The sequence below is a fragment of the Desulfitobacterium sp. genome, from assembly GCF_035539115.1.
Classification (GTDB): Bacteria; Bacillota; Desulfitobacteriia; order Desulfitobacteriales; family Desulfitobacteriaceae; genus Desulfitobacterium_A.
Map to the genome: position 1 here is coordinate 55,086 of NZ_DATLJA010000020.1, position 22,729 is coordinate 77,814.

The 22,729-nt window shown below is 46.0% G+C and carries 23 protein-coding genes, 1 riboswitch and 1 other annotated feature; all 23 genes read left to right on the top strand.

The genetic code is table 11. The annotated features are described in order from the left end of the window. The first annotated feature begins 158 nt into the window (after window positions 1-158). The 23 genes from VM640_RS03570 to VM640_RS03680 all read left to right on the top strand — a co-directional run bounded on the left by VM640_RS03570 (window position 159) and on the right by VM640_RS03680 (window position 22,719). A complete protein-coding gene (locus tag VM640_RS03570; RefSeq protein WP_325390001.1) occupies window positions 159-1,064 on the top strand; it encodes a sigma-E processing peptidase SpoIIGA in 906 nt (301 codons plus the stop codon). A 3-nt stretch (window positions 1,065-1,067) separates the two neighbouring features. Next, a complete protein-coding gene (gene sigE / locus VM640_RS03575) occupies window positions 1,068-1,793 on the top strand; it encodes an RNA polymerase sporulation sigma factor SigE (RefSeq protein ID WP_325390003.1) in 726 nt (241 codons plus the stop codon). 60 nt (window positions 1,794-1,853) lie between these two features. Next, window positions 1,854-2,627, top strand: a complete 774-nt coding sequence (sigG, locus tag VM640_RS03580; RefSeq protein ID WP_325390005.1) for an RNA polymerase sporulation sigma factor SigG — start codon at window positions 1,854-1,856, stop codon at window positions 2,625-2,627. Window positions 2,628-2,691: 64 nt separating this feature from the next. Continuing rightward, complete coding sequence (locus tag VM640_RS03585; RefSeq protein WP_325390007.1) at window positions 2,692-2,964, top strand: YlmC/YmxH family sporulation protein; 273 nt, start codon at window positions 2,692-2,694, stop codon at window positions 2,962-2,964. A 210-nt stretch (window positions 2,965-3,174) separates the two neighbouring features. After that, window positions 3,175-3,981 (top strand): peptidoglycan editing factor PgeF, encoded by an 807-nt coding sequence (gene pgeF / locus VM640_RS03590; RefSeq protein ID WP_325390009.1) that lies wholly within the window; start codon window positions 3,175-3,177, stop codon window positions 3,979-3,981. 13 nt (window positions 3,982-3,994) lie between these two features. Further along, entirely contained in the window at window positions 3,995-4,678 is a 684-nt protein-coding gene (locus tag VM640_RS03595; protein ID WP_325390011.1) for a response regulator transcription factor, read from the top strand. Window positions 4,679-4,683: 5 nt separating this feature from the next. Continuing rightward, the gene (pnpS, locus tag VM640_RS03600) at window positions 4,684-6,057 is read left to right on the top strand and encodes a two-component system histidine kinase PnpS (protein ID WP_325390013.1); all 1,374 of its coding nucleotides are present in this window, start codon (window positions 4,684-4,686) and stop codon (window positions 6,055-6,057) included. A 1-nt stretch (window position 6,058) separates the two neighbouring features. Next, window positions 6,059-7,006, top strand: coding sequence for a biotin/lipoyl attachment domain-containing protein (locus tag VM640_RS03605; protein ID WP_325390015.1), 948 nt, complete (start codon window positions 6,059-6,061; stop codon window positions 7,004-7,006). A gap of 63 nt (window positions 7,007-7,069) precedes the next feature. Next, on the top strand, window positions 7,070-7,771 hold the full coding sequence (locus VM640_RS03610) for a YggS family pyridoxal phosphate-dependent enzyme (protein ID WP_325390017.1): 702 nt from the start codon (window positions 7,070-7,072) through the stop codon (window positions 7,769-7,771). A 36-nt stretch (window positions 7,772-7,807) separates the two neighbouring features. After that, window positions 7,808-8,254, top strand: coding sequence for a cell division protein SepF (locus VM640_RS03615; RefSeq protein WP_325390019.1), 447 nt, complete (start codon window positions 7,808-7,810; stop codon window positions 8,252-8,254). A 53-nt stretch (window positions 8,255-8,307) separates the two neighbouring features. Continuing rightward, the gene (locus tag VM640_RS03620) at window positions 8,308-8,556 is read left to right on the top strand and encodes a YggT family protein (RefSeq protein ID WP_325390061.1); all 249 of its coding nucleotides are present in this window, start codon (window positions 8,308-8,310) and stop codon (window positions 8,554-8,556) included. Further along, window positions 8,553-9,350, top strand: coding sequence for a YlmH family RNA-binding protein (locus VM640_RS03625; RefSeq protein ID WP_325390021.1), 798 nt, complete (start codon window positions 8,553-8,555; stop codon window positions 9,348-9,350). The genes VM640_RS03620 and VM640_RS03625 overlap by 4 nt, the downstream gene beginning before the upstream one ends. 15 nt (window positions 9,351-9,365) lie before the next feature. Next, window positions 9,366-9,839, top strand: a complete 474-nt coding sequence (locus tag VM640_RS03630) for a DivIVA domain-containing protein (protein WP_325390023.1) — start codon at window positions 9,366-9,368, stop codon at window positions 9,837-9,839. A 373-nt stretch (window positions 9,840-10,212) separates the two neighbouring features. After that, a complete protein-coding gene (locus VM640_RS03635; protein WP_325390025.1) occupies window positions 10,213-10,680 on the top strand; it encodes a hypothetical protein in 468 nt (155 codons plus the stop codon). A gap of 14 nt (window positions 10,681-10,694) precedes the next feature. Then, window positions 10,695-10,899 (top strand) — a binding site (T-box leader). Window positions 10,900-10,967: 68 nt separating this feature from the next. Next, window positions 10,968-13,739, top strand: coding sequence for an isoleucine--tRNA ligase (ileS, locus tag VM640_RS03640; RefSeq protein ID WP_325390027.1), 2,772 nt, complete (start codon window positions 10,968-10,970; stop codon window positions 13,737-13,739). 267 nt (window positions 13,740-14,006) lie between these two features. Continuing rightward, complete coding sequence (locus tag VM640_RS03645; RefSeq protein WP_325390029.1) at window positions 14,007-14,864, top strand: methyl-accepting chemotaxis protein; 858 nt, start codon at window positions 14,007-14,009, stop codon at window positions 14,862-14,864. A gap of 102 nt (window positions 14,865-14,966) precedes the next feature. Next, window positions 14,967-15,075, top strand: a riboswitch (glycine riboswitch). Window positions 15,076-15,279: 204 nt separating this feature from the next. Further along, window positions 15,280-16,377 carry a glycine cleavage system aminomethyltransferase GcvT gene (gene gcvT, locus VM640_RS03650; protein ID WP_325390031.1) on the top strand — a complete coding sequence of 366 codons (1,098 nt, stop codon included), beginning with the start codon at window positions 15,280-15,282 and terminating at the stop codon, window positions 16,375-16,377. A gap of 335 nt (window positions 16,378-16,712) precedes the next feature. Then, complete coding sequence (gcvH, locus tag VM640_RS03655) at window positions 16,713-17,099, top strand: glycine cleavage system protein GcvH (RefSeq protein ID WP_325390033.1); 387 nt, start codon at window positions 16,713-16,715, stop codon at window positions 17,097-17,099. A 1-nt stretch (window position 17,100) separates the two neighbouring features. Then, window positions 17,101-18,441 (top strand): aminomethyl-transferring glycine dehydrogenase subunit GcvPA, encoded by a 1,341-nt coding sequence (gene gcvPA / locus VM640_RS03660; RefSeq protein WP_325390035.1) that lies wholly within the window; start codon window positions 17,101-17,103, stop codon window positions 18,439-18,441. Further along, window positions 18,438-19,898 carry an aminomethyl-transferring glycine dehydrogenase subunit GcvPB gene (gcvPB, locus tag VM640_RS03665; protein ID WP_325390037.1) on the top strand — a complete coding sequence of 487 codons (1,461 nt, stop codon included), beginning with the start codon at window positions 18,438-18,440 and terminating at the stop codon, window positions 19,896-19,898. Before gcvPA ends, gcvPB begins: the two co-directional genes overlap by 4 nt. A gap of 91 nt (window positions 19,899-19,989) precedes the next feature. Further along, complete coding sequence (locus VM640_RS03670) at window positions 19,990-20,877, top strand: LipS1 family lipoyl synthase (protein ID WP_325390039.1); 888 nt, start codon at window positions 19,990-19,992, stop codon at window positions 20,875-20,877. Then, window positions 20,874-21,848 (top strand): LipS2 family lipoyl synthase, encoded by a 975-nt coding sequence (locus tag VM640_RS03675; protein ID WP_325390041.1) that lies wholly within the window; start codon window positions 20,874-20,876, stop codon window positions 21,846-21,848. Before VM640_RS03670 ends, VM640_RS03675 begins: the two co-directional genes overlap by 4 nt. A gap of 58 nt (window positions 21,849-21,906) precedes the next feature. After that, complete coding sequence (locus VM640_RS03680) at window positions 21,907-22,719, top strand: lipoate--protein ligase family protein (protein WP_325390043.1); 813 nt, start codon at window positions 21,907-21,909, stop codon at window positions 22,717-22,719. Window positions 22,720-22,729 lie beyond the last annotated feature (10 nt).

The following is a 22,729-nucleotide window of genomic DNA, read 5'->3' on the forward strand; positions in this document are numbered from 1 at the left end:
CTAGCCTATTGGGTTGGCTCCTTTTGCTATATCTCGTCAAGACTCGCCTGTGTTTTCCTAAAAATTCCCACGTAATACGACAGGTTTTATCCTCACCTTTCGGTATAATTTGAGAAGAAGTGTGCGAGCGTGCAGGTACAGAAGGGACTGCCTACAGGATGATCGTAAGGTATCTGGATCTTGACCTGATGATTAATGGAATAATGGATCTCTTTCTTCTTCTTTTAACTGCTCGGCTGCTCAATACCTCGATCCGCATTCAACGCTTGCTGGGCGGAGTGATCGTGGGCGAGTTCCCGGTCATTCTCTCAGCCTATTGGCCGGCTTCCTCGCTCTTGTTCTTGAGCAAAATTCTCACCCCCTTCGCGATGGTTTGGGTGAGTTTTGCACCTGTCGGGACGCGGTCTTACTATAAGCGATTGACCTTATTTTGGATCTTGTCTGCAGGTTTGGGTGGCGGAGTCTATGCTCTGTGGGGTTGGGCCGAATTTGATGGATTCGCATCATCCGCTTTTAGGTTGGGTACTCAGAATTTCTGGATTTTACCGTTAGGCGCTCTCCTGTGGTGGGGAGGGCAAAAGCTCTGGTTAAGATGGCTATCCAGAACGATGCAATTAAAACCTGCCTTGTATGAGTTATCAATTGATTTCGGGGTAGAAAGCGAGATTGTCAAAGTAAGAGCAATGCTGGATACGGGGAATCAGTTGCGTGATCCCCTTACGGGGACTCCAGTCCTTCTCGTGGAAGAAGAAACTGTCGCCACGTCGTTCCCAGAGGACTTGAGATCGATACTTCAGGCTCCTTGGCGTGAGTTGGAGGATCCCTGGCCTTGGCTCTGGAAAGCAGATCCCATATGGATGAGGACTTTCGTTTTTATCCCATACCAAGCAGTAGGACACAAAAGTTGGCTTTTGGGAGTTCGCCCGAACCGTGTTTATTTAAGTTCCTCTTCTGAAGTTCGGGAAATCAAAGCAACGTTAGCCTTAGTCCAACAATCCTTAAGTCCGGATGGGGAATACCAGGCCTTGTTACATCCGGAACATGTTCAAGGAAGCGGAGGTTGAGCGATGAGATGGTATGAGCCAATCATAAATAAACTCTATGTTTTATGGAGTCAACTCCAACAGAAGATCAGGGGTCGGAAGGAAATATACTATGTCGGTAGTAGCGAAGCTTTGCCTCCTCCCTTAAGTTCGGATGAAGAAGTTGATCTGCTAGAACGGTTGGAAGTTGGCGATCCGACGGTTCGTGATGTGCTAATCGCGAGAAATTTAAGGCTAGTTGTGTATATTGCCCGCAAGTTTGAGAATACGGGTATTGGGATTGAAGATTTGGTTTCGATTGGGACGATTGGACTGATCAAAGCTGTGAATACGTTTGATCCCCAAAAGAAGATTAAGCTGGCTACATATGCCTCAAGATGCATCGAGAATGAGATTCTCATGTATTTACGGAGAAATAATAAGACGCGTTCGGAGGTTTCCTTTGATGAACCCCTAAATATCGATTGGGATGGCAATGAACTGTTACTATCCGATGTGCTGGGGACGGAAAATGATATTATTTCACGGCCGATCGAAGAGGAAGTGGACCGCCAACTTCTTCATCTGGCGATGGATCGCTTATCTGATCGAGAGAAGCTGATCATGGAGCTCCGTTTTGGGTTAGATAATGGAGAGGAAAAAACTCAAAAGGAGGTTGCCGATCGTTTGGGAATTTCTCAATCCTATATTTCAAGGTTGGAAAAACGCATAATTAGGAGATTAAGGAAAGAGTTTTGTCGACTAGAATAACATAAAGTCAGTTAGGGCATACTCACCAAGAGGAAATTGGCTGGGAAGGTGAGTGCTCGAATGGCTTTAAACAAGGTTGAAATCTGTGGAGTGAACACCTCAAAATTACCTGTCTTGAACAGTAAGAAAATGACGGAATTGTTTGTTGCTTATCAAAGTGGGGAGCGTGAAGCAAGGGAAAAATTGATCTACGGTAATTTGCGTCTTGTCCTCAGCGTAATTCAGAGGTTTACGAATCGGGGAGAATATGTCGACGATCTCTTCCAGGTGGGATGTATCGGGTTAATGAAAGCGATTGATAATTTTGACTTAGGGCAAAATGTTAAATTCTCGACATATGCCGTACCGATGATCATTGGTGAAATCCGGCGGTATTTGCGGGATAACAACCCGATTCGAGTCAGTCGTTCTTTGCGAGATATTGCCTATAAGGCTCTTCAGGTTCGGGATCAGTTAGTGGGCGAATGCTCGCGGGAACCAACGGTTTCAGAGATCGCGGATAAATTAACCTTGCCTCGAGAAGAGGTGATTTTCGCGCTGGATGCGATTCAAGAGCCGATTTCGCTTTTTGAACCCATTTACCATGATGGTGGAGATCCAATTTTTGTAATGGACCAAATAGGCGATGAAAAACATTCTGATGCCAGTTGGCTCGAAGGAATTGCGGTGCGCGAAGCCTTGCGCCGTTTAAGCGAGCGGGAAAAGCTCATTCTATCCTTGCGCTTTTTCCATGGTAAAACTCAAATGGAAGTTGCGGATGAGATAGGGATATCCCAAGCCCAAGTCTCACGCTTGGAGAAGGCTGCACTGAATCATATGCGTAAATACGTTTGACGATAATAGTCTAAAACGTTTCTCCCTCACATATAAATTAAGATGTGAGGGGGGAGGTATACCGATGCGGATTTCTGAACTTCGCATGTTGGACATCGTCAATATTAAAGATGGTCGACGGTTAGGCCCGATTAAGGATTTAGATCTGGATTTAGAACGCGGCGTCGTGAAGGGAATCATCGTCCCTGGGGCCTCCCGCAGCTGGGTTTTTTTTGGGGGTAATCGGACCGAGGATCTCGCCATTCCCTGGGATCGAGTCAAAAAGATTGGGGTGGATGTTATCTTAGTGGATGCTCAGGGTTTGCCGGAGTTTAATTCAGAGCCAGAACATCATTAATTAGCGTCTGCGTAGATTCAACTTTAGTATATTTCAAGTCAGTTTGCTCCCCTTGGGGGGCTTTTTGTGTCTTCGTGTGGTTGTGTAGCTTCGTACATCCATTCACTTTGTTGAATTTCCACACAAAGATAGGACTTTAGTAGGTTTTTAGACTGGAAAAATTATGGTATAGTAAAAATATATTGAGCGAACGGGTATGAGGAGCCGATTATGAGCTGGGTTTATCGTCAAGGCCAGAATTTAACCTATCTCACGCTTCCAGAGTGGGAAAAATGCGGAATCCAAATCGGGTTCTCAACGCGTTGGGGTGGGGTTAGTAACGCACCCTATGAATCCTTGAATTTAGGGTTGCATGTTGGCGATGATTCTGAAAAGGTCTTGCAAAATCGTGAACTTTGGTTTCAGGAATGGAACGTAGCGTGGAACGATCTTGTGATCGGGGAACAAGTGCATGATGTCAAGGTTCAACTCGTCGAATCATCTGATGCTGGACGGGGGGTGCGAGATCTTAGAACAGTTCTGCCTGGAGTGGATGGCTTGGTCACGACGACCGGCTTGGGGCTGATGGCCTTTTTCGCGGATTGCGTTCCAGTGTATTTTTATCATCCAATTCTTAAAGCCGTGAGTATTGCTCATGCAGGCTGGAGAGGAACTGTGGGTAAAATTATCATTCGAGTGCTCGAGGAATTCCGAAAAATGGGCGGAGAACCTCGAGAGTGTTGGGTGGCCTTGGGACCGAGTATCGGTCCGTGTTGTTATGAAGTGGATGAGCAGGTTGTGAAGCCTTTTCAGGAGGCCTTTGAGAAAACACCCTTTTTGAAGTCTTCTCGTCCTGGTCATGCTCAGCTGGATCTTTGGGAAGCGAATCGTTTGCTTTTGCTTGAAGAAGGAGTCCGACCGGAAAATATTTGGAGTGCTTCGATTTGCACAGCTTGTCATACCGACAGCTTTTTCTCTCATCGCCAGGAGGGATTGAAGACGGGTCGGATGGCGGGATGGATACGGCGCAAGGATTGAGGAGGGAAATTGTATGGCCGTAATTCTAGTCGTAGATGATGAAGAGCCTATTCAAGAACTTTTAAAATTCAATCTTGAAAAGGAAGGGTATACGGTACTCATGGCCTTTGATGGTCCGTCAGCACTTAAGACGATTGAAGAGAAACTGCCGGATCTGGTGATTCTGGATGTTATGCTGCCAGGCATGGATGGCTTGGAAGTATGCAATCAGCTTCGACAAGATTCAAAGGTTCGAGATATTCCTGTGATCATGTTGACTGCTAAAATGGAGGAAATCGATAAGGTTCTTGGCCTGGAATTAGGGGCAGATGACTATTTGACGAAACCCTTTAGTCCTCGGGAGCTCTTAGCCCGTATTCGTGCCCGACTTCGCCGGATTAAGCCACAAACACAAGAAAATGAATTAATCCGCGGCGACTTAAAGATTGACTTAAATCGTTATCAGGTGTTGGTCCGGGGCGAGGAAGTCGAATTAACCCCCAAGGAATTTGAGCTTTTGCGGGTTCTGGCTATTCATCCAGGAAAAGTGTATTCGAGGGATGAACTCTTGGAAAGGGTATGGGGTTATGATTATGCAGGAGATACCCGAACCGTAGATGTCCATGTTCGTCATTTGCGGCAGAAGGTGGAAAAAGATTCCGCAAATCCTGTATATATTGAGACACTTCGGGGCATTGGCTACCGGTTAAAAGGATAAGTATTATGAGTATAAAGTGGAAACTTTTGATTGGCTATCTGACGGCAACTTCCCTGTCTTTATCTCTTTTCTGGCTAGGGGAGGGGGTCGTTAATGGGAAAACTACCATTTTCGACTGGACGACTTTTATTCTGGCTATTTTTTTACCCGGAGGAGTAATCTATTATCTTGCGAATCGCTTTAGTCATCGTCTGGAAAAACTCAATACTATAGCCCGAGCGATTTCTAAAGGAGATTTCAATAAAGCTTATTTTTTTGACTCGACCGATGAGCTCGGTCAAATCGGGACAGAAATGATTGCGCTGGCGCAAAAATTTAAAGTGCATCTTCAAAAGAATACGCAAGAAGCTGAGAAAATTCAGACGATTCTTGCCGGAATGCAAGAAGGGGTAGTTGCGCTTGACCAAGTGGGCCGAGTAGTCCTTGTTAATGCGGCGGCCGAAAAGATATTTGCCCATGCGCAAGAGGAATTGAAGGGTAAATATCTAACCGAAGTTCAGAGTAACGGAGCTCTCCAAGAACTCGTTCAAAATGCCTTGGAGGAAGGACGATCCGGGAGTACAGAACTCGCTTTAGGAGAGCGAACACTTCGAGTTCAGGTGAATCCTTTCCTGGGAGAAGAGACTCAAACGCGTCCTCGGGGAGCTGTAATTGTTTGTTATGATGTAACTGAGATTCGCAGGTTGGAACAGGTCCGGACTGAATTTGTCGGCAATGTTTCGCATGAACTGCGAACCCCTTTAACTTCAATTAAAGGGTTTGTCGAAACACTGCTTGACGGTGCAGCGGAAGATCCTGCTCTGCGAAAGCGTTTCTTAACGATTATCCAAACGGAAACCTTACGCTTACAAAGAATCATCGACGATCTGTTAACACTTTCCCATATTGAAAATCGGCATGGCGAATTAGGCGTAAGTTCAAGCCGAGTTCAGGAAGCGTATGAGAAGATAAAACCCGTAATTGCGTCGTACGCGGAGGCCAAAGGGCTTGAATTGGTGATGAAATTCAAGCCGGATCTGCCGGCTGTTGCCATGGGTCCAGACTTGCTTAGTCAGGTTCTATTAAATTTGTTGGAGAATGCAGTGAAATATACGGCTAAGGGTAAAGTATGGTTGTCTGCGTCCCAAAGCGGCTCTTTTGTCCGTTTAGAATTTGGAGATACCGGCTGTGGAATTCCAGAACAGGATTTGCCTCGAATTTTTGAACGGTTCTATCGGGTGGATAAGGCACGTTCTCGAGAACAAGGGGGTACGGGTTTAGGACTAAGCATTGTTAAACATATTGTTGAGGGATCGAATGGGAAGCTTGGAGTCACCTCCCGTCTCGGTTCGGGATCAGTGTTTACCTGTGAATTGCCAGTTGCTGAACAGGGGGAATAAGATGAGAAAGAACAAGGGTAGACATACCATGGTAAAAAGACTGTTCTGGGGTGTTTTACTCGTAACTCTTATATTTTGTTCTTTGGGTTGGGTTTATCGCTCGAACTGGATGGCTGGGTCGATTGAGCTCGAACTTGCCCAAACGGGGGTGATTGAGCATAGCGAGGCGGTCAAAGCGGTTTTCGCGAATGAAGAATATCTAATTCAGGCTCCCGTCTCTGGTAAAGTAGAACTCCTCGGAAAAGACGGACAAAGATTCCGACGCGGGGAAAATGTAGCCTTGATTCACCCAGAAGGAGCTGCTCCAGGGACGATTTCCAAAGAGCTAGCGGCTAAGGTGAATGCCCCAATGGGTGGATTGTTCTTTCAAAAAGTAGATGGTTTGGAAAGTACGGTTACCCCTCAAAGCTTATTGGAGATGGACTTAGCAAAAATTGTTGAACAGAAGGAAAATTCACAAGCGCAGAGCGACATTGTCCAAGCGGGTGTACCTATGGGAAAGATGGTCAATAACTTGATCCCAACTGAGGCGTTCGTTGAACTTAACCCTTCAGCGGATTTAAGTGTTGGGAAAACGATAAAATTAAATCTGAACGGTCAGGTCCAGAGTGCCAAGATTATGCGTAAGTCCGATGATCCCCAGGGAATCGTTGTACGTTTTAATCAGTATCTTGACGGGACGGTAAACTCCCGAATTCAAGACGTGAAATGGATTTCACGGCCACCTATAAGTGGGATAGTAATTCCCAAAAGTGCCCTTATTACGAAGGGAGAGGAACTGGGTGTCTATGTTGTTCAGAAAGGAATATTTCAATACCGCAAAGTTAAAGTCCTTGATGAGAATGATACACTCATCTGTGTCGAGAATCTTCCCTCGGGTATTCCTGTCGTCAAGAATCCGCGTGCAGGGATTGAGGGATTGAGTGCTAACGTAAAAATACCATCATAGAGCTGGAGTTAGCAGGAAATAAGGAAAAAGTGTAGAATGCTTTCAGCATGGCAGGTGTAATTCGTGAGTATTGAAGACAACTTAAAACAGATTCAGCAAAGAATCAGTGTGGCTGCAGAACGTGCAGGACGGCAGCCAGAAGGGATTAAGCTTCTGGCAGTGAGTAAGACGATGAGTGTAGAAACCGTCGAAGAGGCCTACCAGGCGGGGCAACGCGTTTTTGCCGAAAATCGGGTACAGGAATGGCTCGAAAAGGCCCCCGTCTTACCTAAAGATTGTGAGTGGCATTTAATTGGGCGTCTGCAAACGAATAAAGTGAAGTATTTGGATAATCATATTACTTTAATCCATTCCCTCGACCGCTTGAGTCTTCTTAAAACCCTTGAAGAACAGGGTACTAAGCGAGATATCATTTGGCCTGTGCTCGTCGAGGTTAATACGGCACAAGACCCGGATAAAGCTGGGTTGATGAGGGAAGAGGTTGAGGATTTTTTAAATATAATAGCAGACTGTCCACATGTTAGGGCGCAAGGATTGATGACGATTGGGGCCTTAGATGCTAGTACTGGAGAAACACAAATGTTTTTTCGGGAGCTGCGCCAGATTCGGGATACCTTACAGAAAAAAGATATTCCCCAGGTTACACTCAAAGAGCTCTCGATGGGAATGAGTCGGGATTTTGAACTGGCCATTGCGGAGGGAGCGACGATGATCCGGGTTGGACGGCAAATTTTTGGGGAACGCCAAGGGTATGTTAACATTTAAATTGAAAATAAATAGTTTTAAAGGAGGATATATTATATGGCCAAAATATTTGACAAAGTAATTGGAATTATGGGATTTGCTGATGATGAGGTTGATGAAGAACTGATGGAAGAGGAAGAAAGAGAAAAGGAGGTTCAGGAAGGGCGACCTTCTAGCCGGAAAGGTGCACAAGTCGTAAGTATTCATAGTCAGAAACAAGTAAAAGTTGTTGTTTTAGAACCGACAACTTTTGATGAATCCCAAAATATTGCGGATCAATTGAAAAATCGTCGACCTGTTATTGTCAATTTAGAGAACGTCGATCATAATCTCGCAAAACGGATCGTTGATTTTGTCAGCGGTGCAACCTATGCACTGGGTGGAAATATGCAAAAAGTAGGTCAAGGAATCTTTCTCTTCGTTCCCAATAATGTGGATATTTCCGGGGAGTCACGTGAAGATAGCAAAGAAAAAGGATTTTCCTGGTCATTAACTAGCAAATAAGGAGTGTGATATCTATCCTCACTTTTATTTATCAAGTCATAGATGCAGTTTTGATGCTCCTAGGATATGCGATTGTCCTTCAGGCTCTAATGTCATGGGTTCCCCAGTTGTCGAATTCTCGGTTCGGTCGTCTTCTCAATGATATTACTGAGCCTCTACTGAGACCTTTTCAACGGTTTCAAATTGGTGGAAGGGGATTTGGAATTGATATTTCACCGATTTTAGCTTATTTTGCACTTTATCTCATACGATTGTTGGTTTTACCCATGATCCTTAACACTTTGCTTAGGTTAGGTTTATGAAACACTGGATCGATCGGTGTGTTTTAGGATTCTGGCAGGATAAAGAGATGCGTCTCGAAGCGGCACATCTCTTAGATCTTGCTGATGCAGTACTTGAAGAACAGCTTCCCCTAAGGACTCCTTTCTTGGGATTAGGTTTAGCGCAATGGTTTGAGGGGGTTCTCCAAAAAGAATCTTTGAGTTATCAGATCCAGGGAGGATTTCCAGACTCGGAAAGAGTGTGTTATTTCCTTAGTAAGAATTCTGACGATTTTGAACAGGTACGAGAAGGAATCGCTCTTCTAACGGTGGTTTCTTTGGATCCCCATGTCGACTTAGAACACCGACAAATTTTGGGATCGCTGATGGGGCTCGGTTTAAAAAGGGAGCTGATTGGGGATATCCATCCAGAAATTCAGGGGATGATTGTTGCCGTCGTTTCAGAAATCGCTGATTATTTACTCCAAGAGTGGAGAAAGGCTGGACGGGCCAATATTCGCGTCGAACGTGTTCACGGAGAGCTCCACCTTAGTGAAGATCCTGGGGAAGAACTACGGATTACGGTTGCTTCTTCCCGGATTGATGCTATCGTTGCTTCGAGCTTTAAAGCGGCTCGAGGAGTCGTTCAGGAATGGATTAATCAAGGAAAAGTTAAACGGAATGATCTAATGATCAGCAGGGCCGATTTGGAAGTAAAGTCTGGGGATATAATTTCCTGCCGAGGGCAAGGCCGCTTACGTCTTTTAGATGATAGCGAGACTCGGAAAGGAAGAATTGCCTGGACTATTATTATTTATAGGACACAGAAGCGTTAGAGAGGGGAATGGGCAATGCCGATGACTCCAAATGACATCCGAAATAAAGAGTTTCGTAAAGGGGTTCGTGGTTATCAAACAGAAGAAGTGGAAAAATTTCTGGATTCAGTTAGTAAAGAGTTTGAAGTTCTTTACACTGAAAATTTTGAGCTCCGAGAAAAGGTTAAGCATTTTGAGCAAGAACTGAATCAATATAAGCAGCTTGAAGGAACGTTGCAACAGACGATGGTGCTTGCTCAACAGACTGCCGAGGAAGTGAAGCAGTCGGCACGGCATGAAGCTGAGCTTATGCTTAAAACGACAGAACAAGAAAAGTCTCAGCGCCTCTTCGAGGCTCAGAAAAAGGTTGATGAGGTGAACGAGGAAATTGAGGAACTTCGCAAAAGACGAGAACTGATCCGGACGCAATTAAAGTCCTTCCTGCGTGCACAGCTTGACCTTGCGGATGCCTTTAATAAGGGTTATGAAATTTCTGCTGAGGTCTCCTGAGGTTTTCTAATACTAACAGAAAGTATAAATTTCCGGCAGATAGCATAAGTGCAACTAAGGCTTCCGCCTACGCCAGAGGCTTGGCGCAAGCCAAGTTTTCTTTATACTAACAGAAAGTATAAATTTCCGGCAGATAGCATAAGTGCAACCAGCGGTTTCGCTTTCCTACGATGAATGCGGTTAAGTTCGGCAGGATAAGGCGACTAAGGCCACCGCTTTGGCGCTGACCAAGTTCTCTATAGCGCAAAGCTCGGCGCAAGCCGGGTTTTCTTTAGCGTATCGTCGAGGGTTTAAATCTTGCGGAATCGGTAAGAATCGTGGTAAAATAGATGATATCGTTTCAGTAATAGTTTTTGTAGAAGGATGGCTGGTTATGAAAAGCATATTGTACACGGAACTGGCTTCCGATTTTCTGGTTCAGGGGTTAGGTCTACATAGTCAAGACATGGCTCACCCTACTGGGAAAGTGGGTCGTAGCGATGTGGAACTTGTTTCAACCCTCGGTGACTTACTATCATATCCAGAGGAGATTCAAGTCTTTTATCTCGGATCGACTGAAGCTGGCCCCTTCCGTGCCGGAGATATTCTCATGGCGGGGAGTGATGACTTGCTCGATCATGCGTTCCAAGCGCTTGATGAAATGGAGCAACGGGGAGTAGTCGTCGGCTTATCCACAGAACCTGATGCTCATCAAGTTACTCTGGTTAAAGAAGGACTTTATGAGTTGGTTCAGACCTGGAAGAAAAGAAAAATTCCGTATCTCTGTTTATTTGTGGTGGACCCAGTCGAATCTGGAGCGACAGCAAAATTAGTGAGTTTGACCCGTAAAGTTTTAGCTTAGTATTTGCTTTATCTGAAAAAATGTGGACAAGGACAGTCTTTGATATATCCTCTTCAGCGAGCGGGAAATGGTGCAAGCCCGTGAGGTAAGACAAGGAAATCACCTTGGAGTGAGAAGCTGAACGCAAGAGTAAGCTTCTCCGGATCACCCCCGTTAAAGGGTTCCGAGTGGCTAGATTTAGCACCAAGGGTGGCACCGCGAGAATATCCCGTCCCTTTTTTGAGGACAGGGATTTTTTATTTTGGTTAATACTACGAACAACAAGATTATTAGGAGGAAATGGTTTTATGGATTACCGCGATACCTTAAACCTACCGGAAACGGATTTCCCGATGCGGGGTAACCTACCCCAACGCGAACCGGAGATCTTAAAAAAATGGGAAGAAAATAATCTCTATGAGCAAGTTCAAAAAGCCCGAGTCGGTCATCCAAAGTTTGTCCTCCATGATGGACCACCTTATGCGAATGGCGATATTCATCTCGGGCATGCCTTAAATAAGGTGCTCAAAGATATGATCGTAAAGTATAAGACGATGATGGGGTATGATGCTCCCTATGTCCCCGGATGGGATACGCATGGACTACCCATTGAGCAGCAGGTGATTAAGAAACTGGGACTGAATCGGCATGCCGTTTCCACCCTGGAATTCCGCTCACGTTGTAAGGAGTACGCGAAAAAGTATATTGGCATCCAGCGCGAGGGTTTTAAGCGTTTAGGTGTGCGTGGCGACTGGGAACATCCTTATCTAACCTTCCACAAAGAGTATGAAGCGGAACAGATCGGTGTCTTTGGTGAAATGGCGAAAAAAGGGTATATCTATAAGGGACTAAAACCCGTGTATTGGTGTCCTTCCTGCGAGACGGCATTAGCAGAAGCAGAAATTGAATATGCGGATCGAACCTCTTCAGCGATCTATATCAAATTTGCAGTTAAAGAGGGTAAAGGGGTTCTTAACGAAGAAAAAACCTTCGTTGTGATTTGGACCACGACTCCCTGGACCATCCCAGCAAATGTAGCGATCAGTTTACATCCGAAATTCACCTATGCTCTAGTCAAAGTCGGTGAAGAACACTGGCTCGTTGCTGAGGGACTCCTCGACCAACTTCGTACGCTTTGGAATTTGGAATTACCCATTGAAAAAACGTTTATGGGCAAGGATTTGGAATTCGTAAAATGTCAACATCCGCTTATGGAAAGGGAATCCCCGCTGATTCTGGGTGAGCATGTCACCCTGGAACAGGGAACCGGCTTTGTCCACACGGCTCCTGGCCATGGGGAAGACGACTTCATCGTCGGGAAAAAATATGGTTTACCGGTTATTTGCCCGGTTGATCATCAAGGAAAGTTTACCGAAGAAGGCGGACCTTATGTCGGACTCAAAGTCGATAAAGCCAACCCGATCATTATTGAGGATCTGAAAAATGCTCATGCCTTGGTGCTTGAAGAAAAGATTACGCATAGTTATCCTCACTGTTGGCGCTGCAAGAACCCGATCATTTTCCGAGCAACCGAGCAATGGTTTGCTTCAATCGATGGCTTTCGGAAAGAGGCCTTAGAACAGATTGAGCAAGTGCAATGGATCCCTACTTGGGGGAAAGACCGGATTTATAACATGGTTAGAGATCGGGGAGATTGGTGTATTTCCCGCCAAAGGACCTGGGGTGTACCGATCCCGATCTTCTACTGCGAGGATTGCGGAAAAGCACTCGTTACGGATGAAACGATCAGTAAACTCCAGGAGATCTTCCGTCAGGAGGGGTCTGACGCCTGGTTCGTCCATACTGCTGAAGAGCTTTTACCGGAGGGAACGACCTGCCCTTGTGGTGGTCAGACGTTCCGTAAGGAAACGGATATTATGGATGTCTGGTTTGATTCCGGAACAAGTCATGCTGGAGTACTCAAACAACGGGAAGAACTCACCTGGCCGGCAGATCTCTATCTTGAAGGTTCTGACCAGCATCGGGGTTGGTTTAACTCTTCGCTGTCTACGGCTGTCGCCGCTTTCGGTAAAGCTCCCTACAAGGCAGTGCTTACGCACGGCTTCCTCGTGGATGAGCAAGGCCGAAAACAGTCGAAGTCGCTGGGTAACGGGGTCGATCCGATCCAAGTGATGAACCAAATGGGCGCAGATATCTTAAGACTCTGGGTCGCTTCCGCTGATTATAAAAACGATGTGGCAGCTTCCCCGCGGATTATGAAGCAGATGACGGAAGCCTATCGAAAAATCCGGAATACCTTACGCTTCTTGTTAAGTAACCTGAAGGACTTTGACCCGGCAAAAGATCAAGTTCCCTATACGGAGCTTCCAGAAATTGATCGCTGGGCACTCCTGCAACTAGGAAAAGTCATCGACCGCGTACTTGAGGGTTATGAAAAATACGAGTTCCATTGGGTTTATCATACAGTGCATAACTTTTGTACCATTGAGCTGAGTGCGATCTATCTGGATATTGCCAAAGATCGCCTCTATGTCGAAGGGAGAAGCTCCGTGCTGCGCCGTTCTGCGCAAACGGTACTCTACCAAACCTTGGATGCCTTGGTGCGCTTAATCGCTCCAGTACTCACCTTTACGGCAGATGAGATCTGGCCCTATGTTCCAGGTGTCGGCGAAGGGTCCAACATCCAAATCGAAGAAATGCCAAAAGTGAAGCCGGAATGGATGGACGAGAAACTTGAGGCTAAATGGGATAGAATCTTAGCCATACGGGCTGAGGTTACCAAGGCTTTGGAGAAAGCCCGCCAAGATAAGCTTATCAATCATCCGCTCACTGCCCAGGTTGATATCTACACTCCGGCCGACCTCTATGAATTCTTACAAGAGGTTCCTAATCTTGCTGAGATCTTCATAGTTTCCGCTGTTGAGCTCCATCAACCAGAGGAAGAAAAACCTGAAAATGCTGCGCTAGCTGAAGATATCGAAGGTCTAAGTCTTACGGTGAGTTCAGCAACAGGTGAAAAGTGTGAACGCTGCTGGATGTATCATCCCGAAGTAGGGAAGGATGAGGTTCATCCCACGCTCTGCCCACGGTGCGCCTCGGTAGTTAAAGAATTAGAGTAGTATTAGGCAAAACAAATAATGAATTTTGCCAAAAGTCATAAGGGTAATCATCATTGCCCTTATGACTTTTCTTTTACTGATTATTAAAAACTTTAAAAGGAGTTAAAACTCCTCTTTACGACATTTGATGATATTTTTCTAGACAATATTTATGAAAATAGTTAAAATAGAAAAGATAGTTAAATTAGAAAAGATCTGTATTATTTAGAAAAGCGAATCAGGTATATCAACTAGATTGTATTAAATATTTTGAGGGAAGTGGAGTAGATGGTTCTCACTCAGCAAATCGCCGATAAAATTGTGCAATTGATTCATTCGGAAAGTGGTTTTCATGGCATTGTTTGTGACCAGACAGGAAAAATAATCGCTGATTCTGCAGGGTCGCGAATCGGTCGTGTACATCAAGGTAGCCAAAGGATTATGACGACTTCGATTCGCGAAATTGCTGTTACGAAAGAGGAGGAAGAGCGTTCTGGGGGATCACAACGGGAAGGATTTAATATAGCTATCGATCGGGAAGGAACAAAGCTAGGAAGCTTTGGGATCTCCGGACCAATTGAAGTAGTTACCCCAGTTGCTCGTATCGCTGTAGGTATGGTCATTTCCTTGTTAAAAGACGAGGAGTTAAAAGATGTGATACGGAAACAGGTTGACGAATTACGCCAAGCGATTGAACAAGCAGCAGGGGCGATTCAGGAAATGGCAGCATCAGCTCAAGAAGTTGCAGGAATCAGTCAAACTGTGTCCGAGATAGCGTATGAGGGCAAAGAACAAGTGAAAGCGACAGGCAATATTTTGGAATTTATTCGTCGAGTTTCCACGCAAACGAATCTACTCGGCTTAAACGCAGCTATCGAAGCTGCACGTGCAGGCGAGCAGGGGAGAGGGTTTTCGGTTGTTGCTGGAGAAGTCCGGAAACTGGCTGAGGAAAGTAACCGCTCTGCCAATGAAATCGGGACGATTTTAAATCAGTTTCAGGAGATTATTGAGCGGATTACTCAAGGAGTAATGCAAAACAAAGTGATTACTGAAGAACAGGCGAAGGCTACACAGGATATTACCAAGATGATTGAGGGGGTTCAACGGGTTGGGGAGGAGTTAAATACCCTTGCTCTAAAAATGTAATAGAAATATGCTGAATTCTCAAAATAAATTTTTTTTAGGTGTAGACGAATAACATTCGCCTGCGTATAATGTAATGGATAGTGAAAATTACATAAGCACCGAATGATTTCAGTGGGAGAGATCCGGTAAGCCCGGACGCCGAAGGAGCAAACTTCTTGATGTCGCTCATTTAGGAAGGGAAACTCTCAGGCAAAAGTACTACTGAAAGACGGAGCTCTGGAGAGTTTCTCGAACGAGAACACCAAAGGGGAAGCCGAAAGGCGAATCTCTCAGGTTAAAGGACAGAGGTAACGCGACGCGTTATTCTCTGTTTTTTTATGTTTTTAAGGGAAACAGAGGAATCGTTTTCTCGCTAAATTCTTCTCATGAAAGCCTGGAATTTGGTAATACTCAAATCTTAAGGAGGTGTTTTTAAGTGGCGGAACTCAAACGTACTCCTCTTTATGAGGAGCATCACGCGGCCAAAGCCAAGCTTATCGATTTCGGGGGCTGGGAAATGCCAGTTCAGTATACCGGAGTGATTGAAGAACATAACACGGTCAGGACAAAGGCTGGCCTTTTCGATGTTTCTCATATGGGAGAAGTCGATGTAAACGGGAAAGAGGCGCTTCCCTTCGTGCAGAACTTGATTACCAATGATGTCACCAAAATTCAGGATGGGCAGATTCTTTATTCTCCCATGTGTTATCCGAACGGCGGAATTGTTGATGATCTCTTAGTCTACCGTTATAGTACTGAACATTTTTACATCGTTGTCAATGCTTCGAATACGGATAAAGACTATAATTGGATGCTTGAGCAAACAAAAGGGTATGAGGTTCAGTTGGACAATATCTCAAGTCAAGTTGCCCAACTCGCTTTACAAGGCCCCTTCGCTGAGAAGATTCTGCAAAGGTTAACCTCTACCGATCTCTCAGAAATCAAATACTATTGGTTTAAGCACGGAGAAGTAAGTGGAGCATCCTGTCTTATCTCCCGTACGGGTTATACAGGGGAAGATGGTTTTGAGGTCTATTTGGCCCCAGATAAAGCTCCCGAACTTTGGCGAAAGATTCTTGAAGTGGGTGCCCCCGAAGGAGTTCAGCCCATTGGACTTGGAGCTCGAGACACCTTGCGTTTCGAAGCCCGTTTGCCGCTTTACGGTAACGAACTGGGCCCGGAGATCTCTCCTTTGGAAGCAGGAATTGGCTTTTTTGTTAAGCTTGGTAAAGAGAAATTCGTAGGCAAGGGAGCACTTGAAGCTCAGCAGAAAAGCGGAGTCCCCCGCAAGATCGTGGGCTTAGAAATGATCGAACGCGGGATTGCTCGTTCGCATTATCCACTTCAAAAAGACGGGGAAGAAGTAGGCTTCATCACCTCGGGTTCTTTCTCTCCGACTTTGAACAAAAATATAGCGCTAGGCTTGATCCGCGCGGATTTAGCGGAGATGGGTTCGACCTTAGATGTAATCATTCGTGGCAAAGCGGTTAAGGCTCAAATCATTCCTACGCCATTTTATAAAAGAGCCCGCTAATTTCGATGCTACCCTGAAAAAGCTTCTAAGAATAACTAAAAAGACCCAAAAGCGTAGCTTTTTGCACAGAAGTGAACGCTTTCGCGTAGGGGCGCTAAGGCGCACGAGGCTTTCGTAGCGTAGCGTAGCCACTTGACTTGTCCATGGATGGACTGATGTCGCGGGTGCACGGACGCACAGGAGCGACGCACTTCAGGTATTACCCTGAGGTTTGGCGAAGCTGCTACGAAAGCAAGTGTGCCAGCCCTGGAGCGCTAAGTGAGCGGATGGGCAAGAAGCTACACGACCCAGACCTTTTTATCATTAAATTAGATTAAAATAGGGAGGAATAAATCATGAATCCAACAGATCTTAAGTATACTAAAACCCACGAGTGGGCGAAAGTTGAAGGAAACATTGTCACCTTCGGAATTACTGAGCATGCACAAGAGAGTTTAGGGGATGTCGTATTTGTCGAGCTTCCTGAAGAAGGAGCAACAGTGAGTGCAGGTGATGCGTATGGCACGGTTGAGTCGGTTAAAGCAGTTTCCGATATCGTTGCAGCGGTGAGCGGAAAAGTCGTTGAATTCAATCAGATCGTTATTGATGCACCTGATACGTTAAACAGTGATCCCTATGGTGAAGGGTGGCTCGTAAAGGTAGAAGCCGATGACTTGAAAGCTCTTGAGGATTTGTTATCAGTTACTGAATATGAATCATTTATTGAGGAGGAGGCCCACTAAAATGAATTACGTGCCGAACACGGTGAGCCAGCGGGATCAGCTGTTAGCTAGGATTGGGGTACAGTCCATCGATGATCTGTTTAAAGATATCCCGGAAACTGTTCGGCTTAAAACGAGTCTAAACGTTCCCGGGGGATTGGCTGAACAAGATCTGGTGAAGCTAGTTAAAGGTATCGCTCAACGCAATGGGAATTTAGAGGAGTATACCTCTTATTTGGGAGCAGGCGCGTATGAACATTATATTCCCAGTTATGTGGATCAACTTCTCCTGCGCTCGGAATTTTATACGGCGTATACGCCCTACCAACCGGAAATCAGCCAAGGAACCTTAATGGCAATTTATGAATTTCAGACCCTGATTTGCGAACTGACGGGTATGGATACGGCGAATGCTTCAATGTATGATGGCGCTTCCGCCTTGGCTGAGGCATCACTTATGAGCTGTGATGCTACCCGCCGCAAAACCGTTTTAGTTCCAACCACAATTCATCCGGAATACCGGGAAGTGCTTCAAACTTACTTACCTCCACGGGGCGTTGAGATGGTTGAAGTTCCCGCTAAAGACGGAGTAGTGGATCTTGACGCTCTTGAACAACACTTGGGGAAAGACGTCGCGGGGGTTCTTCTTCAAAGTCCAAATTTCTTTGGAGGCATTGAGCAGGCAGAGCAAATCGCTAAACTCGCCCATGACCAAGGCGCCTTATTCATCATGTCAGTCAATCCAGTCTCATTAGGGTTATTAAAATCCCCGGGTGAACTAGGAGCGGATATCGTCGTTGGGGAAGGACAACCTTTTGGTAATCCTCTCAATTACGGAGGGCCCTATCTGGGCTTCTTAGCGACCCGGGATAAGTATGTTCGCCGGATGCCTGGTCGAATTGTCGGGGCGACAACCGATAAAAATGGCAAGAAGGGGTATGTTCTTACCCTACAGGCGCGTGAACAGCATATTCGTCGGGAAAAAGCAACCTCGAATATTTGTTCCAATGAAGCGCTCTGTGCCTTAGCTTTTACAATTCATTTGGCGGGTCTCGGCAAAAAAGGACTTAAAGATATGGCCAATTTAAATTTACAAAAAGCGCATTACGCGGCTCAGGAAATTGCCAAACTTCCTGGAATGCGGTTAGCTTATGCTCAACCCTTTTTCCATGAGTTCGTGATCAAGACGGAAGTGAGTCCAGCTAAAATTAATAAGGAGCTGCTCAACGACAAGATTATTGGTGGACTTGATCTCTCTCGCTTCTACCCAGAGTTGGATCATCATCTCCTCTTTTGTGTGACCGAGACCAAGAGTAAAGTAGATATTGATCATCTTGTGGCCAGACTGGGGGAAGTGAAATGAAAGAATTGGAACCGTTAATTTTTGAACAAAGCCGCGAAGGACGGACTGGAGTCAGCTTGCCTGCCTGTGATGTCCCGGAGGTCGCTAGCGACGCTCTCCTTCCTGCAGATTTCTTACGGGAACAAGAGCCGGAATTGCCGGAAGTCTCCGAAGTAGATGTGGTTCGCCATTTTACCCGGTTATCCACTTTTAACCATGGGGTGGATACCGGCTTCTATCCTTTGGGTTCCTGCACGATGAAGTATAATCCCAAGGTTAATGAAATGCTGGCCCGCTTACCTGGTTTTACGATGCTTCATCCGTATCAGCCCGAAGAGTTGACTCAAGGCTCCTTACAACTGATGTATGAACTCCAGGAAGATCTGGGTCAGATTACGGGGATGGATGCTTTCACGCTGCAACCCGCTGCCGGAGCGCATGGAGAGATGACGGGGATCCTAATTGTAAAGGCCTATCATGCCCATCGTCAGGATACGAAACGAACGAAAGTCATCGTTCCTGATTCCGCTCATGGGACGAATCCTGCGACGGCAGTCATGGCTGGATTTGAAATTGTTCAGGTTCCTTCGAATGAACGGGGTGGGGTTGATATTGAAGCCCTGCGCGCTGTGGCCAATGACGAAATCGCCGCTTTAATGCTCACGAATCCGAATACGTTAGGGCTCTTTGATGAAAATATCCTGGAAATTGCCAAGATTGTTCATGACGTAGGCGGGTTGCTCTATTATGATGGAGCGAATGCCAATGCGATTATGGGGTTGGCGCGACCTGGGGATATGGGCTTTGATGTCATGCACACTAACCTGCATAAAACCTTCTCGACACCTCATGGTGGAGGTGGACCGGGAGCAGGACCTGTTGGGGTTAAAGAGTTCTTGAAGCCCTATCTGCCCAAGCCTCTCGTTGAGAAAAAAGAAGATGGCAGCTACACGCTTGATTTTGATCGCCCGCTTTCCATCGGGAGAGTTCGATCCTTCATGTCTAACTTCGGTGTTCTCGTGAGAGCCTATGCCTATATTCGGGCTTTGGGTGGCGAGGGCTTAAAAGAAGCCTCCGAAAATGCCGTTTTAAATGCGAATTTCTTAATGAGCATCCTGAAGGAACATTATTACGTGGCTTATGATCGGGTATGTATGCACGAATTTATTATCACTCCGAAATACCTCAAACCTTATGGCATTCATACGCTCGACATCGCCAAACGATTGTTGGATTATGGATATCATCCGCCGACGATCTACTTCCCCCTCATCGTGGAAGAAGCGATGATGATTGAACCGACGGAGACTGAGAGCATGGAAACCTTAGAGAAATTCGCCGAGTCTTTGATTCAGATCGCGGAAGAGGCTAAAACGGATCCAGATCGCGTGAAAAATGCACCCCACAATACACTGGTCACACGCTTAGATGAAACCGCCGCAGCCCGTCATCCCGATCTTCGTTGGCGTAAAGCGTAAACTTATAAATACCCACAAAGGTCGCCAGAAAGGCGGCCTTTTACCTACTATCCCCGAAGGGAATGAGGAAAGGTTAAGGAGGAGAACGGTAATGGAAGAATTTTCAGCTGAGACGAAACAATGGATAAATGAGGGTTGGGAAACTCGAAAAAATCACTTTCCAGATGTTATCGGCTTCGATTATCCAGTTGCGACAGAAAGTATTAGTTTAACGGGTACCTCCTGCGAATTAAATTGTGCCCACTGTGGGCAGCATTATTTAAAAGGAATGACCGACTTAGCAGATGTTAAAGTCCCGCGGGAAGAAGAGGATGGATCCTCCTATCGTTCGGCTCTGATCAGTGGCGGGTGTACTTCTGAGGGGAAGGTTCCGTTCACGGCTCATCTCGATCTTCTTCACGAGCTTAAAAAGTCACGCCATCTCAATTTTCACGTTGGATTACTCGATGACGAAGAAATTCCGTTGCTCAAAGGATTAGCGGATGTGGTATCCTTTGATTTTGTAGGGGATCAGGAAACGATTGAGGAAGTATATAGGTTAAAGCGTTCTTTAGTGGATTATATTCACGTTTATCAGAACTTAAAAAAACAGGTCCAAGTCATGCCCCACCTCACTTTAGGTCTGCGGGGCGGAGAATGGGGAGGCGAAGCGAAAGCACTGGACTTACTAGAGGAGTTAGGACTTGACGGATTGGTATTTCTGGTGTTTATTCCGACTCCGGGAACACGCTATGCAGACCGACAACCGCCAGAGCTTGAATCAGTCATTCGTTTTTTGGCCCAGGCGCGCTTGCGGTTTCCAGACATTTCTCTGAGTTTGGGCTGTATGCGTCCAAAAGGTCAGTACCGGAAAAAACTTGATGAGGCAGGGGTAGCCTTAGGACTCAATCGAATTGTGTTACCTACCCCGGATGCTCGACGTTTGGCAGTTGAGAGAGGTTTGAGCGTCGTACGCGGAGAGGAGTGTTGCGCATTATGATTCGGTGCTCGTTAGGTACTGCAAAAGTATTGGGACTCAGAAAAGTGAAAGTAGATGCCCTGCCGACCACTGCTTATCTGCTGCTGGGCGAACGTTGCAAGTTCAATTGTGCTTTTTGTGCTCAAGCTCGGGAAAGTGGTGCTAGGGCAGACCTCTTATCCCGTGTGAGTTGGCCTGACTATCAAGACGAGGAATTCTCCGCTAGCCTAAAGGGTTTAGCGGCAGAAGAAGCAGATTTTCATCGTCTTTGTTTTCAGGTTGTCCAAGACAAGGAGGCCTTGCAGGAGGTAAAGAAATGGGTCAGTCAAGTGAAGACTTCACGTCCCGAGCTACCCGTTTGTGTTTCGGCTGGCCCGAGGAGCATCGAGGAAATCGGGGAACTGATTCACTTAGGAGCGGAACATGTAAGTATTGCCCTTGACGCGGCAACACCCGAAATCTTTGCCCAAATGAAAGACGGCTCCTGGGATTCACGGTATCTCTTATTAACGGAAGCAGCAGCACATTACCCAGGACATCTAGCAACCCATTTAATTGTGGGGTTGGGGGAAACCGAGGAAGAGATGCTCACACGAATTCAGGATTTGCAGGATCGGGGAATCATTGTAGCTCTTTTTGCGTTTACGCCAGTGAAAGGGACCCGCTTAGAAAAAGTGCCCCAACCGAAGATGGAGCATTATCGCAGGATTCAGGCAGGGTATTATCTTGTTCGGAAAGGATTAGCCCAGGCAGAGAACTTTCGCTACGCGGAAGGGAAAGTGGTGAGTTACGGGTTAGCTCTTGAACAGCTTAAGAACGCGCTCCAAACGGGTGAGGCTTTCCGTACCTCAGGGTGCCCGGATTGTAACCGTCCCTACTTTAATGAAACTCCGGGGGAAGAGCTCTATAATTATCCTCGTCCTCTCCTGGCAGGGGAAATCGACAAAGCATGGCAGGAGCTTACGCGGAATCTCCAAGAATTACCTGAATAATGGCGACTTACGATAGTGGTGAAGTTCTAAACTGCTAGACTGGATGAGGAGTAAAGAAATGAAAACTTGGAGATATATTCCTTTTTCTATCCATACCGGAGCAGAGAATATGGCACTTGATGAGGCAATTATGCTGAACATGCCTTGTGAAACGAATCCCCAACCGGTTTTAAGATTTTATGGCTGGAAACCCGCGACCCTCTCCCTAGGTTATGCTCAAAGTTATGCTAAGGAAGTCGTTGAAGAAGAATGCGTCAAAGCGGGTGTCGATGTGGTTCGCCGCCCGACCGGAGGCAGAGCGGTTCTCCATCAGTATGAATTAACCTATAGTGTCGTTGCGCCAGAAGAGGATGACCAAGTCAATGGAACAATTATTGAATCTTATCTAAAAATAAGCCAGGCTTTGCTTAAAGGGTTTCAAGCCTTAGGGATCTCAGCGGAGATGGTCGCCCATTCTGGTGTGGGTAAAGAGAGTTCTGCCGCCTGTTTTGATGCGCCGTCTTGGTACGAGCTTGTGGTGGATGGTATGAAGTTAGTAGGTAGTGCCCAAGTTCGTAAGGATGGAATGCTTTTACAGCATGGGTCAATCCCCTTACATTTTGATGCTGAGCTATTATTCAGACTTTTGAAGTTCTCGAAACCGGAAGTACGGCAACGCTTTTTAACTGGTTTTATGCAAAAAGCCTGTGCACTCGATGAAGTCTGGCTTAATCCTGTTAGTCGGGAGGAATTGGAACGGGAGATTTGTATCGGTTTTCAAGAAGTGATGAAGATCGAGTTTCTTCCTTCGAAGTTAAAGTCGGCTGAACAAGTTCTGGTTCCCGGACTTGTTCAAAAATACCAGTCTTCAGAGTGGACTAAAAAAAGATAGAGAAGTTAGA